The sequence below is a fragment of the Dongia sp. genome, assembly GCF_041905885.1.
Lineage (GTDB): Bacteria > Pseudomonadota > Alphaproteobacteria > Dongiales > Dongiaceae > Dongia.
The window spans coordinates 69,157-85,634 of sequence record NZ_JAYRKD010000012.1; the positions used below are offsets into that span (position 1 = coordinate 69,157).

The 16,478-nt window shown below is 65.8% G+C and carries 15 protein-coding genes; 4 read left to right on the forward strand and 11 right to left on the reverse strand.

What is annotated here, in order from left to right; all coding sequences use genetic code 11:
• The 10 genes from ACH2CY_RS14050 to ACH2CY_RS14095 form a co-directional block, all read right to left on the reverse strand.
• A complete protein-coding gene (locus ACH2CY_RS14050; protein ID WP_395019895.1) occupies positions 1-1,632 on the reverse strand; it encodes a TRAP transporter large permease subunit in 1,632 nt (543 codons plus the stop codon).
• 11 nt (positions 1,633-1,643) lie between these two features.
• Positions 1,644-2,192, reverse strand: a complete 549-nt coding sequence (locus tag ACH2CY_RS14055; protein WP_395019896.1) for a TRAP transporter small permease subunit — start codon at positions 2,190-2,192, stop codon at positions 1,644-1,646.
• A gap of 246 nt (positions 2,193-2,438) precedes the next feature.
• Positions 2,439-3,545 (reverse strand): TRAP transporter substrate-binding protein, encoded by a 1,107-nt coding sequence (locus ACH2CY_RS14060; protein ID WP_395019897.1) that lies wholly within the window; start codon positions 3,543-3,545, stop codon positions 2,439-2,441.
• A 171-nt stretch (positions 3,546-3,716) separates the two neighbouring features.
• Positions 3,717-4,457: an arginyltransferase gene (locus ACH2CY_RS14065; RefSeq protein ID WP_395019899.1), complete on the reverse strand. Its 741-nt coding sequence runs from the start codon at positions 4,455-4,457 to the stop codon at positions 3,717-3,719.
• 87 nt (positions 4,458-4,544) lie between these two features.
• Positions 4,545-5,114, reverse strand: coding sequence for an RDD family protein (locus tag ACH2CY_RS14070; RefSeq protein ID WP_395019900.1), 570 nt, complete (start codon positions 5,112-5,114; stop codon positions 4,545-4,547).
• Positions 5,115-5,185: 71 nt separating this feature from the next.
• Complete coding sequence (gene motB, locus ACH2CY_RS14075; protein WP_395019901.1) at positions 5,186-6,280, reverse strand: flagellar motor protein MotB; 1,095 nt, start codon at positions 6,278-6,280, stop codon at positions 5,186-5,188.
• A gap of 16 nt (positions 6,281-6,296) precedes the next feature.
• The gene (gene motA, locus ACH2CY_RS14080) at positions 6,297-7,157 is read right to left on the reverse strand and encodes a flagellar motor stator protein MotA (protein ID WP_395019902.1); all 861 of its coding nucleotides are present in this window, start codon (positions 7,155-7,157) and stop codon (positions 6,297-6,299) included.
• A 90-nt stretch (positions 7,158-7,247) separates the two neighbouring features.
• Positions 7,248-8,495, reverse strand: a complete 1,248-nt coding sequence (locus ACH2CY_RS14085; RefSeq protein ID WP_395019903.1) for a threonine ammonia-lyase — start codon at positions 8,493-8,495, stop codon at positions 7,248-7,250.
• A 3-nt stretch (positions 8,496-8,498) separates the two neighbouring features.
• Positions 8,499-10,781: a penicillin acylase family protein gene (locus tag ACH2CY_RS14090; RefSeq protein WP_395019905.1), complete on the reverse strand. Its 2,283-nt coding sequence runs from the start codon at positions 10,779-10,781 to the stop codon at positions 8,499-8,501.
• A 5-nt stretch (positions 10,782-10,786) separates the two neighbouring features.
• Positions 10,787-11,929 (reverse strand): CaiB/BaiF CoA transferase family protein, encoded by a 1,143-nt coding sequence (locus tag ACH2CY_RS14095; protein ID WP_395019906.1) that lies wholly within the window; start codon positions 11,927-11,929, stop codon positions 10,787-10,789.
• 105 nt (positions 11,930-12,034) lie between these two features.
• On the opposite strand from ACH2CY_RS14095, the gene ACH2CY_RS14100 reads away from it, so the two are divergent.
• The 4 genes from ACH2CY_RS14100 to ACH2CY_RS14115 all read left to right on the forward strand — a co-directional run bounded on the left by ACH2CY_RS14100 (position 12,035) and on the right by ACH2CY_RS14115 (position 15,427).
• Positions 12,035-13,189 carry a type III PLP-dependent enzyme gene (locus tag ACH2CY_RS14100; protein ID WP_395019907.1) on the forward strand — a complete coding sequence of 385 codons (1,155 nt, stop codon included), beginning with the start codon at positions 12,035-12,037 and terminating at the stop codon, positions 13,187-13,189.
• Positions 13,190-13,269: 80 nt separating this feature from the next.
• Positions 13,270-14,142, forward strand: a complete 873-nt coding sequence (locus tag ACH2CY_RS14105) for an alpha/beta fold hydrolase (RefSeq protein WP_395019908.1) — start codon at positions 13,270-13,272, stop codon at positions 14,140-14,142.
• Complete coding sequence (locus ACH2CY_RS14110) at positions 14,121-15,092, forward strand: YheT family hydrolase (RefSeq protein WP_395019909.1); 972 nt, start codon at positions 14,121-14,123, stop codon at positions 15,090-15,092. Before ACH2CY_RS14105 ends, ACH2CY_RS14110 begins: the two co-directional genes overlap by 22 nt.
• 56 nt (positions 15,093-15,148) lie before the next feature.
• On the forward strand, positions 15,149-15,427 hold the full coding sequence (locus ACH2CY_RS14115; protein ID WP_395019910.1) for a hypothetical protein: 279 nt from the start codon (positions 15,149-15,151) through the stop codon (positions 15,425-15,427).
• On the opposite strand, the gene hemB is transcribed toward ACH2CY_RS14115, so the two are convergent.
• Positions 15,381-16,406 (reverse strand): porphobilinogen synthase, encoded by a 1,026-nt coding sequence (hemB, locus tag ACH2CY_RS14120; RefSeq protein WP_395019911.1) that lies wholly within the window; start codon positions 16,404-16,406, stop codon positions 15,381-15,383. The genes ACH2CY_RS14115 and hemB overlap by 47 nt on opposite strands.
• Between the last annotated feature and the right edge of the window lie 72 nt (positions 16,407-16,478).

Below are 16,478 nucleotides of genomic sequence, written 5' to 3' on the forward strand. Positions count from 1 at the left end.
TTAGCCCGACGAAGTCCCGAAGTTCGGCGCTGCCGGCTGCTCGGCGGGCGCCTCCGGCGTTGGTGCGTTGCCGAAGTTCGGCCCGTCGGTCGGTGCTTCCAATCCGGAAGGCGCCGGCGTGGTGCCAAAATTGGGCGCGGCGGGCGCGCCGCTTTCGGGGGCCGGTGCGGGCGTGGCGCCGAAATTCGGCTGCCCGGTGTTGAAGTCGGGGCCGCCCGCGGGCTGCTGGGTGTCGATCGCAGCCGGCGGTGCGCTGTGATCGACGTGCTGGTAGCGCATCACCATGCCGGGGAAGGCGATGGTGAGGCCGATCATCAGGATCTGAATGCAGACGAAGGGGATGGCACCCCAATAGATCTGGCCGGTGGTTACCGGCTGCGTGAGGATGCCGGTGACGCGGTCCTTGTAGGGCACCTTGGGTGCCACCGAGCGCAGGTAGAACAGCGAGAAGCCGAACGGCGGGTGCATGAAGGCGGTCTGCATGTTGATGCCGAGCAGCACGCCGAACCAGATCAGGTCGATGCCGAGATGCGCCGCCGCTGGCCCCAGCAGCGGCACCACGATGAAGGCCAATTCGAAGAAGTCGAGGAAGAAGGCCAGCACGAAGACCAGCGCATTGACCACGACCAGGAAGCCGAGCACGCCGCCGGGGAGGCCAGTCAGCAGGTGCTCGACCCAGACATGGCCGTCGACGCCGTAGAAGGTGAGGCTGAAGACGCGCGAGCCGATCAGGATGAACAGCACGAAGGCCGAGAGCTTGGTGGTCGATTCCAGCGCCTGGCGGACGATGCCCCAGTTCAAGCGGCGCTTGATCGCGGCCAGCGCGAGCGCGCCGACCGCACCCATGGCGCCGCCTTCGGTCGGGGTCGCGACGCCGATGAAGATCGTCCCCAGCACCAGGAAGATCAGGATCAGCGGCGGCACCAGCGCGACGACGACGCGGACCAGCAGCTGGAAGCCTTTCAGCGTCCGGAACTCCTTCGGCAAGGCCGGCGCGAAATGCGGCTTGATCAGCGTCACGAGCAGGATATAGCCGGCGTAGAGGCTGGAAAGCACGAGGCCGGGAACGATCGCGCCCTCGTACATGTCGCCGACCGACTTGCCGAGCTGGTCGGCCATGACGATCAGCACCAGGCTGGGCGGGATGATCTGGGCCAGCGTGCCGGAGGCGGCGATGACGCCGCTGGCGAGCCGTCGGTCGTAGCCGTAGCGCAGCATGATCGGCAGCGAAATGAGGCCCATGGCGATCACCGAGGCCGCGACCACGCCGGTCGTGGCGGCGAGCAGGGCGCCGACGAAGATCACCGCATAGGCGAGCCCGCCGCGGATCGGCCCGAACAGCTGCCCGACCGTCTCCAGCAATTCCTCGGCCATGCCGGATCGTTCGAGGATCAATCCCATGAAGGTGAAGAAGGGAATGGCGAGCAGGGTCTCGTTGCCCATCACGCCGAAGATTCGCTCGGGGAGCGCCTGGAAGAAGGTCGGGTGGAACAGGCCGAGCGAGATGCCGATGATGCCCCAGAACAACCCGTTGAAGGCGAGGGCGAAGGCAACCGGGTAGCCGAGCAGCAGCACCACGACCAGCGAGGCGAACATGATCGGGGCCATGTTCGCGATGATGAAGGCTTCCATGCGTCTCCCCGCTACTCGACCGCCAGGGGCGTGTGGTGCGTCTCCTGGAACTCCGGGATGGCGCCCGCGATCACGGCGATGCGCTTGATGAGCTCCGAGATGCCCTGGAGGAACAGCAGCGCGAACCCGATGACGATGCAGGCCTTGGCCGGCCAGACGATGAGGCCACCGTAATTGCTGGAGCCTTCGCCGATCCGATAGGACTCCATCATGTTGGGCCAGGTCTCCCAGACCATTAGCGCGCAGAACGGCAGCAGCATGAAGACATGGCCGAACAGCTCGATCGCGTTGCGTACGCCCTTCGGCAGGTGGTTGGAGATAATGTCGATCCGGATATGCTCGTTCCGCTGCAAGGTGTAGGCGGCGGCGAACAGATAGGCCGCGCCGAACAGATACCATTGCAGCTCGAGGAACGCGTTCGACGAGAGATCGAATGCCTTGCGCGAGATGGCGTTGCCGGCGCTGACCAGCGTCGCGGCCAGGATGAGCCACATGACGAGGCGGCCAATGAGGGCGTTGGCCCGGTCGATCGCACGGCTGACGGCGAGCAATGCGCCCATGACTTGGCGTTCCCCTTCTCTTGGTCCGCGAGGACCGGGTGACTATCCGCTTATGACGTCAGGTTCCTGCCGGTCACGGCCTCCCAACGCCCTCCACTGACCGCAAGTTATTGTTTTAACCGCATGCGCGGCGCGCCGGCCGTTTGCGATATCCGAACGGCGCGTCAGCAGATTGTGCAGTTTCGCCGGTCAGTTCAAGCCATTTGCTGGCCCGACTCGGGAACCGCGACTTTGGTCGTAAGGAGGCTATCCCGCAGGATAGTCGAACTTCGCGTCCCGTGCATCGGCGAAGGCCGCGTAGGAGATGCGGGTCCAGGCCATCGCCTGCTTCCTGAACTTGAAGTAGGAGCTGGCGATCTTGCGGGTGATGTCGTCGCCCTTGTCGTAGAGCTCCTGCATGGTTTCGCCGGCTGCCGTGCCGAAGGCGGCGACGACCGGCCGGGGAAACTGCTTCAGCTGCACCTTGTATTCGTTGACCAGGGTAGCGAGCGCGGCGGGATTGCGACCGGCGTACTCCGCCTGGCTGATCGCGTTCTCGGCCGCAGATGCAGCCGCGACGATCTGCTTCAGGTCGTCGGCGAGCTCGTCATACTTGCGCTTGTTGACCAGACATTCGATGCCGCAGCCCGGCTCCTGGAAGCCCGGCCAATAGCAGAGCTTGGTGATCTTGTAGAGGCCGAGCGAGAGATCGTTATAGGGGCCGATCCATTCCGCGCCGTCGAGATTCTCGGATTGCAGGCTGTCGAATATCTCGCCCACAGGGAGGTTGACCGGTTTAGCGCCGAGGCGCGCCAGCACCTGCGTGGCGTAGCCGGAAGAGACCGCAATGCGGAACCCGGCGAGGTCCTTGACCGTGTTGATCTCCTTCTTCATCCAGCCGCCCATCTGCACGCCGGTATTGCCGGCGAGGAACGGCTTTACGCCGAACGGACCATAGAGCTCGTCCCAGAGCTCCTGGCCGCCGCCGAAGGAGACCCACCCCGCGAACTCATCCGGCCCGAGGCCGAACGGCACCGAGGAGAACAGGCCCGCGGCCGGCGCCTTGTCGAGATGGTAATGCGCGAAGTCATGCGCCATGTCGGCGCCGCCCTGGGAGACCGCGTCGAGGCATTGCGTCGCCGGCACCAGCTCGCCCGCCGACAGCACCTTCACCGTCAGCCGCCCGCCGGAAAGGTTGGCGATGCGATCGGCCAGCCGCTCGGCGCCGGAGCCCAGCCCCGCCATGCCCTTCGGCCAGGCGGTCACCATCTTCCATTCGGTCTTGTCCTGGGCGATGGCAGGCTTGGGCAACGCGGAGGCGACGCTGGCTCCAGCGGTGACACCCGCTCCAGCCAGAAACCCGCGGCGATTCATTCAGTGGCCTCCCCCGGTCCAGCCGGGATTCGAGATAGGGCGGTGAAGCACGCCCGATGGTGCCGCCCCCGCGTCGCGGGGCCGGCTGATGCAGGACTTAAGCTAACAACCTTCATGGAGCAAAGGAAGAACCACAAAATTCCGCCCAAGACCGAACCAAAGCGCCGCGGCTCAGTCGAAGTCCTCGTCGAGCGGCGCCAGGCGCACCCAGCCCTGCGGACCGTAGGCCTCGATCGGCCGGAAGCGCCGCTTGTAATCCATCTTCTGGCTGCCGGCGACCCAATAGCCCAGGTAGACATAGGAGAGGTTCCGGCGCTGCGCTTCCTCGATCAGCCAGATAACGATGAAACTGCCCAGGCTGTTCCTTGCGAGGTCGGGCTCGAAGAAGCTGTAGACGGCGGAGATGCCGTCCTGCCCCCAATCGGTCAGGCAGGCGGCGACCAGCTTTCCCCTGGGATCGCGGAACTCGACGATCCGGGTGTCGACCGGGCTGTCGCCGACCATGCTGGCATAGTCTTGCGGGCCCATGCCGACCATCTCGCCGTCGTTGTGCCGGGCCTCGAGATAGCGGGCGAACAGCTTGAACTGCTCCTGGGTCGGCACGGCGTCGGTCACGGTCGCACGCAGGTCGGCATTGCGCTTCATCACCCGGCGCAGCGAGCGGTCCGGCTCGAAATCCGCGGCGACAATCCTGACCGGCACGCAGGCGCGGCAGCCGGCGCAGGCCGGGCGATAGGCGATCGAATGGCTGCGCCGGAATCCGGCGTGGGAGAGGATCTCGAACAGCTCCGGCGATTGCGCGCCGGACAGCTCGGTGATGATCTTGCGCTCCATCCGCCCGGGCAAATAGGGGCAGGGGACCTCGGTGGTCACCAGAAAGGGGATGGGAAACCCACGGCCTTGGACGCTCATGGTGGGGAATCTTAAGCGAATCCCGGGCGTTGCGCTAGTCGGTGAACGTCCTTAGTGCGGCTTGCCGAAGGTCAAGCCGCCCCGGAGCTAGACCGTCCGGGCGGCCTCCGCCCGGTAGACCAGGATGCCGGCCAGGTGGTCGTGCAGCAACCGACCGCGCGGGTCGAAGAACCCGAAAAGCAGGATCAGGAAGCCGGTGGTCGGCACCGTCACGTAGTACATCGCGGTCATGATGATGCCGCGTAGCAGGCCCGGGTTCTCGCCGTTCCAGGCGATGGTCCTGAGGCCCATGGCGCGCATGCCCGGGGTGGCGGCGCGGCGCCCGCCGATGGTCAGGGCGGCCAGCACGAAATGCACGAAGGGCGTGCCGAAGATGAAGGCGGGCAAGCCGCCGATCAGGCCGAGGGTGCCGACGGTCAGCGTGCAGGAGACCGCGAACAGCATCGCGACGATGACGAAAGCGATCACCGCATCGATGAGATAGGCGAAGATGCGGCGCGAGAACACGCCATCATAGAGCGCCCGGTCGCTGAGCCATTCCGGCTCGCGCCATTCGAGTGCTGCTGCATCGAAGCTGCTGTTTCGGCCCGCCCCCGCACGGGACCCAAGAAGAATCAGCGGGGGTTTCCGGTCGCCCAATTGAAACTCGCTGCTCATTCACGCCAATCCGCTATATGGCCCGGCGAAACCCCAATGCAAGTGGGGTCGGGCGTTCACGCCCGCGTGTGCTAATGCGTGGTGCTGGCCGGCGTCGCGCTTTCGTTCGTGATGCTTTCCGGCAAGGCCGGGTTCGAGGGCACAATCTCCGGCGGCGGCCCGCTTGGCTCGGCCGGCGCGGAGGCGGGCATGACCGGGGCGGGTGACGGCGCGGCGGACGGCGCCGGGGCGGGCGCGTTCGCACCCTGCGTGCCCGGCGCGGGAACCGGTTTGTCGCGCAGCAGGACGATGGAGATCCGGCGATTCTCCGGCGAAAGCGGATTGTCCTTGATCTTCGGATCGGTGTCGGCGCGGCCGGAAACATTCTCGATCCGCTTGTCGTCGACGCCATTGGTGACGAGCGCGCGCCGCGCTGCGTTGGCGCGGTCGGTCGAGAGCTCCCAGTTGCTGTAGTCGGCGCGGCCCTGATAGGGCGTCGCGTCGGTATGGCCGGAGATCGAGAGCTTGTTGTCGAGCGGCGCCACCACATGCGCCACCAGGGAAAGCAGCCGCCGGCTGCGCTCGTTCATCGCGGCGCTGCCCGACGGGAACATCGAGACCTTCTCCTTGTCGAGCAGCTGGATCAGCAGGCCTTCCGGGGTCTGCTGGATGTCGATGTTGTTCTTCAGATCGGCGAGGCCCGGATCCTGCTGGATCTGCTCCTGGATCTTTTTCTTCACGTCCTCGAATTGCTGCTGCTCGGCCTTGGCGACGACTTGCTGCGCCTCCTGCACATCGACCGGCTTCTCGGCCTTCTGCTGCTCCTCGGCCGGAACGGCTTCGGGCTGCGAGGTGGTCTTCGGCTCGTCCTGCGCGTCTTCCTGCGCGTCCTCGATATCGACCTGCGCCTGCGCCGCCGAGGCGCCGTCGACCGCCATCATCACCGCGGGCTGGCCGTTGAGGATGGCCTCCTGGGATTGCTGGTTCTGCGGGGCGATGGTCGGCTTGAAGTATTGCGCGATGCCCTTCTTCTGCTCCTCGGTCACCGCGTTCAGCAGCCAGAGCAGCAGGAAGAACGCCATCATCGCGGTCACGAAGTCGGCATAGGCGACCTTCCAGGCGCCGCCGTGATGGGCGCCGCCCGACTTCTTGATCCGCTTGATGATGATTGGTCTGTCTTCGGCCACTGCCTGCGGCTCCTCGTCAGACCGCCGGGAGGGCGCTCACCGCCTCTTCGACCTCGTAGAAGCTCGGTCGGTCCGTGGACCAGAGCATTTTGCGCGCGAACTCGATCGAGACGGCCGGCGGATAACCCTGCATATGGGCGAGCAGGCCGGCCTTGATGCATTGGAAATACTTGGAATCCGCGTTGTCCACGCCGTTCATCGCGCCGGCGAGCGGTGCCACCAGGCCGTAGGACATCAGCACGCCGAAGAAGGTGCCGACCAGCGCCGCGCCGATCAGATGGCCCAGCACTTCCGGCGGCTCGGTGATCGAGCCCATGGTGTGGATGACGCCCAGCACGGCGGCGACGATACCCAGCGCCGGCATGCCGTCCGCCATCAGCTGCATGGCATGCGAGGCGTTGTGCTGTTCCGCGTGATGGTTCTCGAGCTCGGCGTCGATCAGGGTCTCGACCTCGTTCGCATTCTCGGTGCCGAGCGTCATCATGCGCAGATAGTCGCACAGGAACTCGACGGCATGATGGTTGTGCTGGACTTTCGGAAACGCCGCGAACAGCGTGCTCTCGTCCGGCTTTTCGATATGCTGCTCGAGCGCCAACATGCCTTTGGTCTTGGCGAGGCGGAACAGCTGGTAGAGCAGGCTCAGGAGCTCGACGTAGTCGCCCTTCTTGTAGGTCGGGCCTTTGAGTGCGCGCTTCAGGCCGGCGCCGACCGCCTTCAGGTTGGTCTTGGTGTTGCCGATCACGAAGGCGCCGACCGCGGCGCCCAGGATGATGACGAACTCGTTCGGCTGGAACAGCACGCCGAATTCGCCGCCGGCCATCAGGTAACCGCCGGCCACAGCGCCGAAGACAATGATAGTGCCGACGATGACGAGCATGCGGGGACGGGACCGGAGCTTTGATTCGAACCGGCCCAACCATTGACGAATAAAGTTAAAACTTGGTTAGGGACGGCCCTATCGGTCCGTTTATTGAGACTGCTCCTCGGACCGCGAGGAGAGGCGTCGGGTCGGAAAACCGCCGGATTCCAGGGCGGAAATGATCTCATCCACGTGTGCGGCGTTGCGGGTCTCGATCACCGCATCGACGTCGGCGCGCTTCACCGGCAGGTCGAAAAACATGCGCTGATGGTAGATTTCAATGATGTTGCCGCCGGTTGACCCGATCAGCCGGGCCAGGTGGCCGAGCACGCCGGGCTGGTCGGAAATCTCGATCCGGAGCGTCACCACCCGGCCGTCGCGGATCAACCCGCGCATCAGCACCTGGGCCAGCAGCCGGGAATCGATGTTGCCCCCGCTGACGATTATGACGACGTCGCGCCCCTTGAATCGCCAGGGGTCGATCAGCAGAGCCGCCAGGCTGGCGCCGCCGGCGCCTTCGGCCACCAGGCCCTGCCGTTCCACAAGAATGTGCACCGCGTTTTCGAGCTGGTCCTCGGTGACCAGCAGGAGATCGGCGGTGTGGCGCTGGATGATCGCCTGGGTGAGCCGTCCCGGCGACTTCACCGCGATGCCGTCGGCGATGGTCTGGCCGCGGTTGTCGGGCGGTAGCTGCTTCACCGCATGGTGCATCGAGGGGTAGAGATCGGCCTCGACGCCGAAGATCTGCACGTCCGGCTTCTTTTCTTTGACCGCGATGGCGATGCCGCTGATCAGCCCGCCGCCGCCGATCGGCGCGATCAAACTGTCGAAGGCGGGGAGTTCCTCCAGGATCTCCAGCCCGATCGTGCCCTGGCCGGCGACGATCAGCGGATCGTCGTAAGGATGGACGAAGACCAGGTTCTCCTTGGCCGCGACCTCGCGCGCATAGACCGCGGCCGCGTCGATAGTGTCGCCCTCGAGCACCACCTTGGCGCCGAAGCCGGCGGTGCGCTCGACCTTGGTGAAGGGCGTCGCCTTGGGCATCACGATGGTCGCCGGGATGCCGAGCCGCTGTGCATGATGGGCGACACCCTGCGCATGGTTGCCGGCCGACATGGCGATGACGCCGCGCTTCGATTCCTCCGGCGTCAAGCTCAATAGCTTGTTGAGCGCGCCGCGATCCTTGAAGGAGCCGGTGAACTGCTGGTTCTCGAGCTTCAGATGCACGCTGTTCGCACCTGACATGGCGGCGAGGCGCGGCGAGCTCACCAGCGGCGTCCGCACCACCTGGCCCCGGATGCGACCGGCAGCAGCGCGGATGTCATCGGCGGTCGGAAACACGAGATCGGCAGACAAGAGTCAGTTCCCCGGTTTGAGAGTCAGTGTATGGACCGACGGTTGCACGATAGAGCGATACGCGCCGTCGCGCCAGTCCAGCAGCCAGTCGGCGTAATGCTCGGAGAGCGGATTGCCGGACTGTCCGCCGGCCAGGGTCACTTGCGCCTCCATCGGCATGGCGAGATCGACCACGATGCGCATGGTCGGTCCATGGACGTCGGACATTTCGAGCGTTTCGGTATCCTCGACCGGCACGGCGCGATTGACCGTGAACATGTCGCCATGGGTGGCAAGCTCGGGATCCAGCCAGTCGCCCAGCAAAGGCACGTTGCTCAGCACCGGGTTGCGGAAGTGCATCCGGTGCAAGGCGCCCCATTTCCAGTTCGCCGCATCGACCTTGAAGTGAGCGCGCAGGCGGTCGGTCGCTTCCTTCAACGTGGCGCCGAGCAGCGCGCTGCAGCTTTCCGGTGCGCAAGCCTTGGGATCGCGTATGAGCTCCTTCAGAACCTCGTCGTTCCAGAACCACCAGTCGTCATAGGACTTGCCGAGCTTCTTGCGCAGCAGCTTGTTGGCGGTGAGCGAGACCCAGAGCGTTGCGATCGAAGGCTCGGCGCGGTCGAGATCGGCATGCCCTTCCCAGCGCTGCAGCATGCCGATGATGACCGGATCCCCGTCTTTCACCAGCGGCAGCCAGGACTGGACCAGATCGCGCAACGGACCTGAGAGCGTGTCGAGCTGGATCTTCTCCATGTCCTCGACATGGAACTTCGGTCGAGCCTGCAGCAGGGTTGCGATCCGCTGATAGCGTCCGTCGCCAAACCAGCGGCCGGCGATGAAATGCGGATAGTCGTCGGCGACCACCTTGTTGTTGGCGGTCGCGATCCATCCGGCGGCGGGATCATAGGACTGCGGCAACTGATCGAAGGGCAGGGTGCCGGTCCAGTCATAGTCGCCGGTCCAGCCCGGCGCCGGCAGCAGCCCGTTGGCGAAAACCTTCCGCCGGACCGGCACGCGGCCCGCGGCGACGAAGCCGAAGTGGCCCTGGCGATCGGCGAAGACCACGTTCTGCTGCGGGCTGGCGAAATCGGCGAGCGCCGCGCGGAACTCGTCGGCGTTGCGCGCCATGTTCATCGCGTAAAGCGCATCGGCGGTGCGGTCGTCCGGCTGGAGGAACGCTGCCGCCAATGCAAGGATCGGATCAGTCGGTTTGCGCTCTTTGTCCAGGTCGGAAATGACCGGTCCATGTCGCGTCGTTCGAACCTCGATCCCCCAGGGTTTGCCGTCGTTCTTGATCTTGATCCGTTCGAAACGGGTCTCGAATGGCGCCGATCCTTCCGGCGTCTGATAGAGATTCTGATTGCCGTCGATCGGCTTCTCCTCGAACAGATCCTCGGTGTCGCCGCTGGTGGTTGTGAGCCCCCAGGCGACGCTCTCATTGGCGCCGATCACGATCAGCGGCATGCCGGGGCTGGTGACGCCGGCCCATTGCCGGTCCGGCGTCACGACATGGACGAGATACCAGACCGACGGCGCGCTGAGACTCAGATGCGGGTCGTTGGCCAGCACCGGCGCACCGGTCGTGCTCTTCTCCGGCCCGATCACCCAATTGTTGGAAGCTACGTTGATGTGCCCGAACCAGGGCGCCGGCAGGCCGGCTTGCGGTTTCGCCTCCGGCAGCAGGATCTGGAAGAGATCCGGCGGCAGCGCCTTCTTCAGCGTGAGATTGAGCTTCTCCTCGCGCCAATTGGCCGAGAGTTGCAAGGCCATGATGCGGCCCCAGACCAGCGAATCCGCCGGCCGCCAGGGCTCGGGTTCGGTGCGGAGAAGCTGATATTCGAGCGGCAGGGCACCCGAACGCTGCGCCAGAAATGCATTGACCCCCGCGGCATAGGCATCCAGCGCCGACTTCAAGCCGGGGCTCGCACTCTTGACCTGTTGCTCCGCCTGCGCATAGATGCCGAGCGTCCGCATCAGGGCGTCGGTCGACATTCCAGGACGACCAATCATCTCGGAGAGCCGACCGGCGCCGACCCGCCGCATCAGCTCCATCTGGAACAGCCGGTCCTGCGCATGGGCGAAGCCGACCGCGAAGTAGGCATCGTTCAGCGATTTGGCGGTGATGGTCGGAACCCCGCGGTCATCGCGCGCGATCTCGACCGGTGCGGACAATCCCGGGACGGCGATCGACCCGTCCACCTGGGGCAGGGAGGTGCGCAGCCAGAAGTATCCGCCGACCGCGACGACGACGAGCAGCAGCAGGAGCGTCAGGATCCCGCGCTTGATCCATTTGAAAGCCGTCTTCATGCGGCTCAGGGAAAGTCCGCCAGGATGCGGGCGCGGTCGCCGTCCAGCGCCGGGGCGGCGGCGCGTTTCTCCGCATCGGGATAGGCCGACATCTTGATCGGCATGCCGGCCACCATCAGCGGCGCGACACTCGGGTCATCGACCGGCAGCACCATGTTGCGGGCCTGGACCTGCGGGTCATGCACCGCCTGCTCGACGTCGTTGATCGGCGCGCAGGGGATGCCCGCCGGCAGCAGCAGGTCGAGCCAATGCTGGGTCGGGTGATGCAGCAGCATGTCCTCCAGCTCCGCCTTCAGCAGCACCACATGGTCGCTGCGCGCGGCGTTGGTGGCGAAGCGCGGGTCCTGCGCCAGCGCGGGGCAGCCCATGGTCTGGCAGAACTTGGCGAACAGCTCGTCGTTGCCGCAGGCGATGACCACATGCCCATCCTTTGTCTGGTAGGGCTCGAACGGCGCGATCGACGGATGGCGCGCGCCCTGCGGCTTCGGCGGCTTGCCGCTGGCGAAATAGCGCGCGATCGAGTTTTCCAGCAGCGCCACCTGGCTGTCCAGCATGGCGATATCGACCATCATGCCCTCGCCGGTTTTGGTGCGGTGATGCAGCGCGGTCAATATGCCGAGAGCGGTGAACATGCCGGCGCCGAGATCGCCGATCGAGGAGCCGACCCGGGTCGGCGGCCCGCCCTCATGGCCGGTGACGCTCATGATGCCGCCCATCGCCTGGGCGATGATGTCATAGGCCGCGCGCTTGGCATAAGGCCCGGTCTGCCCAAAGCCGGAAGTCGAGGCATAGATGAGCTTCGGGTAGCGCTGGTGCAAGGCGTCCCAGCCGAGGCCGAGCCGCTGCATCGTGCCGGGCCGGAAATTCTCGATCACCACATCGGCGCGCTTCAGCAGCCGGTGCAGGATGGCGAGGTCGTCGGCGCTCTTGAGATCGAGCGCGATCGACTCCTTGCCGCGGTTCTGGGAGATGAAATAGCCGGACTTGCCGTTGATGAAGGGCCCGTAGGCCCGGGAATCGTCGCCGCCCTGCGGGTTCTCGACCTTGATCACCCGGGCGCCCAGGTCCGAGAGCAGCAAGGTGCAGAACGGCCCCGCCAGGACCCGCGTCAGATCGATGACAACAATGTCGGAAAGCGGTCCCGCCACAATCGATAACCCCTTCTTTCTTCGTTCTGTCTTGATAGCCGAGGCGGGTGACAGTGGGAAGCGCCTGGGCTAAGAAGCCTGGAAAGGCTCGCCCCGGGAGACGTCATGGCCACCAAGGATTTCGAATCGGTCAAAGCGATGGTGACGGCCCTGCAGCCGAGCTATCCGGTCTATTGCCTGCGGCCCGAGGTGATCGCCCAGACGGCGAAGCGCTTCCTCGATCTCTTTCCCGGCCGTGTGCTCTATGCCGTCAAATGCAACCCGCATCCGGAAGTCCTGAAGGCGCTCTATCACGCCGGCATCCGGCATTTCGACACCGCCTCGCTGCCCGAGATTGCGCAGGTGCGCGAGAGCTTCGGCGACGCGGCCTGCTATTTCATGCATCCGGTGAAGGGCCGGGCGGTGATCAACACCTCGGCCCGGGTCTATGAGATCGACACCTTCGTCATCGACCATATGGACGAGCTGGAGAAGATCCTGAAGGAGACCGGCGGCGCCGAGGGCCTCACCATCTATGTCCGCATCAAGACCCCGCCGGCCGAAGGCACGCTCTATCACCTTGCGGCGAAATTCGGCGCCGGCGTCTCCGAAGCCGCGGCGATGCTGAAAGAGGCGCAGTCGCGCGGCTGCCAGGTCGGCGTTGCCTTCCATGTCGGCTCGCAGTGTCTCACCCCCGGCGCCTATTCGACCGCATTGCAGCTGGTCGGCGAAGTGCTTGACCAGGCCAAGGTGCAGATCGCCGGCCTCGATGTCGGCGGCGGATTCCCGGCCGCCTATCTCGGCACCAACATGCCGCCGCTCGAAGATTTCGTCGCCGAGATCGAGGACGGCGTAAAGAAGCTGGGGCTGCGCCGCGATTGCGTGCTGATGTGCGAGCCCGGCCGCGCCCTGGTCGCGCACGCGATCTCGGTCGTGACCCAGGTGCAGCTCAGGAAGGGCGACCAGCTCTACATCAACGACGGCATCTACGGCTCGCTGTCGGAGACGGTCGATGCCGGGCTGCGCCTGCCGGCGCGTCTGGTGCGGATCGGCGAGGATTCCCGCGCGCCCGCGCGCGATTTCACGCTCAACGGCCCGACTTGCGATTCCCTCGACGTGCTTCCGCATCCCTTCGCGTTGCCGGAGGATGTGCGCGAGGGCGACTGGATCGAGATCGACCGGGTCGGCGCCTATTCCAACGCGCTCGCCACCCGCTTCAACGGCTTCCATCCGGAAACCATGGTCACGGTCCACGACCGGGCGATCATCCCCTCGCTTTGACCGTAACCTGTCACCGATCGGTCCTTGCCAAGCCGCTGGAAGTGCTTAATTGTTGCATTGCAACATGAAGCGAGGCGGCGATGGATAGAGCGGCGCAGCAGCCCCGGATCGGCTCCATCAAGGCGGTTTCGCCGGGCGGCTTTCACGAGGTCTTCTACACCGACTGGGGCGATCCGGCGGCAGAGCGGGTGATCGTCTGCGTCCACGGCCTGACCCGCAATGGTCGCGACTTCGATGCCTTGGCCGCAGGCCTCGCGACCGCCTTGCCGGCCCGGGTGATCTGCCCCGACGTGGTCGGGCGCGGGCGCTCGCAATGGCTCAACGACCCGCTGCATTACGGCTATCCGCAATACATCGCCGACATGACCGCGCTGCTCGCGCAGCTCGGCCTGAGCCGGGTGGACTGGATCGGAACCTCGATGGGCGGGTTGATCGGCATGTTCCTGGCGGCCTCGCCCCAATCGCCGGTCCGCTCTCTGGTGCTGAACGACGTCGGCCCGGTGCTTGCGCGGGCGGCGCTCGAACGCATCGCGGGCTATGTCGGCGACGATGCGCGCTTCGACACACTTGAAGAGGTCGAGGCGCATCTCCGCCGCATCCACGCGCCCTTCGGGCCGCTCACCGATCGCGAATGGCAGCATCTGGTCCGGCATGGCCATCGCTTCAACGCGGACGGCAGCTATGGCCTCGCTTACGATCCCCGGATCGCCGTCAACGTGAAGCTCGCGGTCCAGGACTGGGACTTCTGGCCGGTCTGGGACACGGTCGCCTGTTCAGCGTTGGTGCTGCGCGGGGCGCAATCCGACTTGCTCAGCGCCGAGACCGCCGAGGCGATGGCGCAACGCGGACCCAAGGCCGCGCTCGCCAGCTTCGACGGAATCGGCCATGCTCCGGCCCTGATGAGCAGCGACCAGATTGAGACCGTCACGCAATGGCTGGCACGGCAAGCTTAAGGGCCATCATCGAGAAGCTGCCGCCGTTCCGGCCGCGGCTGCCCTGGCTCGGCGGCGATCTCCAGACCGTGCGCAATTTTCTGATGAAGCCGAAGCCGCCGATCGAGAACTGGCCGGGCCAGCCGATCAGCTTCGACATGGCCGACGGCACCGGCGACCGCCTGCATGGCCTGCTGCACCGCCCGGCGGAGGACAGGCGCCGCCCGCTCATTCTCTTGGTTCACGGCATCGGCGGTTCGGTCGAAAGCGCCTATATCCGCAACAGCAGCGTGCATCTGCTGCGCGCCGGCTATCCGGTGCTGCGGCTCAACCTGCGCGGCGCCGGCGAGGCGCCGGGCTCAACCCAGCAGTTCTATCACGCCGGCCGCACCGAGGACCTGAAGCAGGTGATCGGCAGCCTGGACGGCGCCCTTGCGGCGCAGGGCGTGGTGCCGGTCGGCTTCTCGCTCGGCGGCAACCTGGTGCTGAAATATCTCGCCGAATGCGGTGCGCTGGCACCGGTGCTGGCGGCGATCACCATTTCGGGCTCAATCGATCTCGATGCCGCGCAGCGCCGCATCGCCGAGGCGCGCAACCGGATCTACCACCGCGAGATCTTGAAATGGGTGATGAGTGAGCGCGAAGCCCGCCACCTCCCGCGAGAGATCCGGACCCTGCTCGATTTCGACAACCACTTCGTGGCACCCGCGAACGGCTTCAAGGATGCCCGCGACTACTATCGCCATTCCTCCGCGGCGCCGCGGCTGGGCGCGATCCGCCGCCCGACCTTGCTGATCCACGCTGAGGACGACCCCTGGATCCCGGCCGCGAGCTACCGTGACCTCGCACCCAATTCGAATCTCATCCCGCTCATCCCGCGCTCCGGCGGCCATGTCGGCTTCCACGCCGTCGGCAGCGACGTGCCCTGGCATGATACCGCACTGGCGACGTTCATCGGGGCGCTGGGCTAGCACACCCGAATCTGCGGCCTTCAGGAACGCGCCGCCCGAACGGCGGTTGGCGCTGCATGAAAGCACTGCGTGTTGCCTTCGCCGCGGGCGCGCTCGCCGGCGCCTGCTTTGTCGCCGCTCTGCTGCTGCTGGATCTGGGCGGCCTCGCCCGGCTGATTGTGCGCGATCACGCAGCTTTCCAGCCGCTCCTCATGCTGGTGCTGGCTTTCGCCGCGTTATTCGGCCTGGCGGTCGCGATCTCAAGCCTGAGCTCCGCCGAACAGCCGCGCGGCCATCCGCTCCGCCTGGTCAGAGCCGCTTTAGCAGCGCGCAGGCCTCTACAGCCGAGTAGGTGAGGATGCCGTCGGCGCCGGCGCGCTTGAAGCACATGAGCGTCTCCAGCACGCATTTGTCGTTGTCGAGCCAGCCCTTGCCCGCCGCGGCCTTCAGCATCGCGTATTCGCCAGAGACCTGGTAGGCGAAGGTCGGCATCTTGAATGCCTGCTTCATCCGCCAGAGCACATCGAGATAGGGCAGGCCGGGCTTCACCATCAGCATGTCGGCGCCCTCGGCCACGTCGAGCGCCGCTTCGCGCATCGCCTCGTCGCCGTTGGCCGGGTCCATCTGGTAGGTGCGCTTGTCGGCGCGACCGAGCGCCGACTTCGATCCCACCGCGTCGCGGAACGGCCCGTAGAAGTTCGAGGCATATTTTGCCGAATAGGCCATGATCTTCACATGGCTGTGCCCCGCCGCGTCGAGCGCGTCGCGGATCCGGCCGATCCTTCCGTCCATCATGTCCGATGGCCCGATCACGTCGACGCCGGATTCCGCCAGGGCGAGGCTCTGCTTGATCAGCACCTCGATGGTCTCGTCGTTGAGAATGCGGCCACCGCGCTCAAGGCCATCCTGGCCATGGCTGATATAGGGGTCGAGCGCGACGTCGGACATAATGCCGATCTCCGGCACCGCCTGCTTGATGGCGCGGATCGCCTTATCGATCACGTTGCCCTTGCGGTAGGCCTCGCGCGCGTCGTCGGTCTTCTTCTCCTTCGGCACATAGGGGAAGAGCGAGAGCATCGGGATGCCGAGCCTGGCCGCCTGCTCGGCCGCCTTGACCAGCGCCGGCACGGTCAGCCGGTTGACGCCGGGCAGCGACGGCACCGGCTCCTTGGCCGCACCGCCTTCCTTGACGAAGACCGGCCAGATGAAATCGGCGGGGGTCAGCACCTGCTCGGCGGTCAGGCGCCGCACCCAGTCGTCGCTGCGGTTCCGCCGCATGCGGACACGCGGATACTGGCCGAAGGGCTGGCGCGAATGCTTGGAATTGTCGGGCATGGTGCGGGCAGGTGCGTTGTTCTTGCTAGGCCGGGGATACTAGGCCGCTTGACCCCGATCAACAACAGCGCC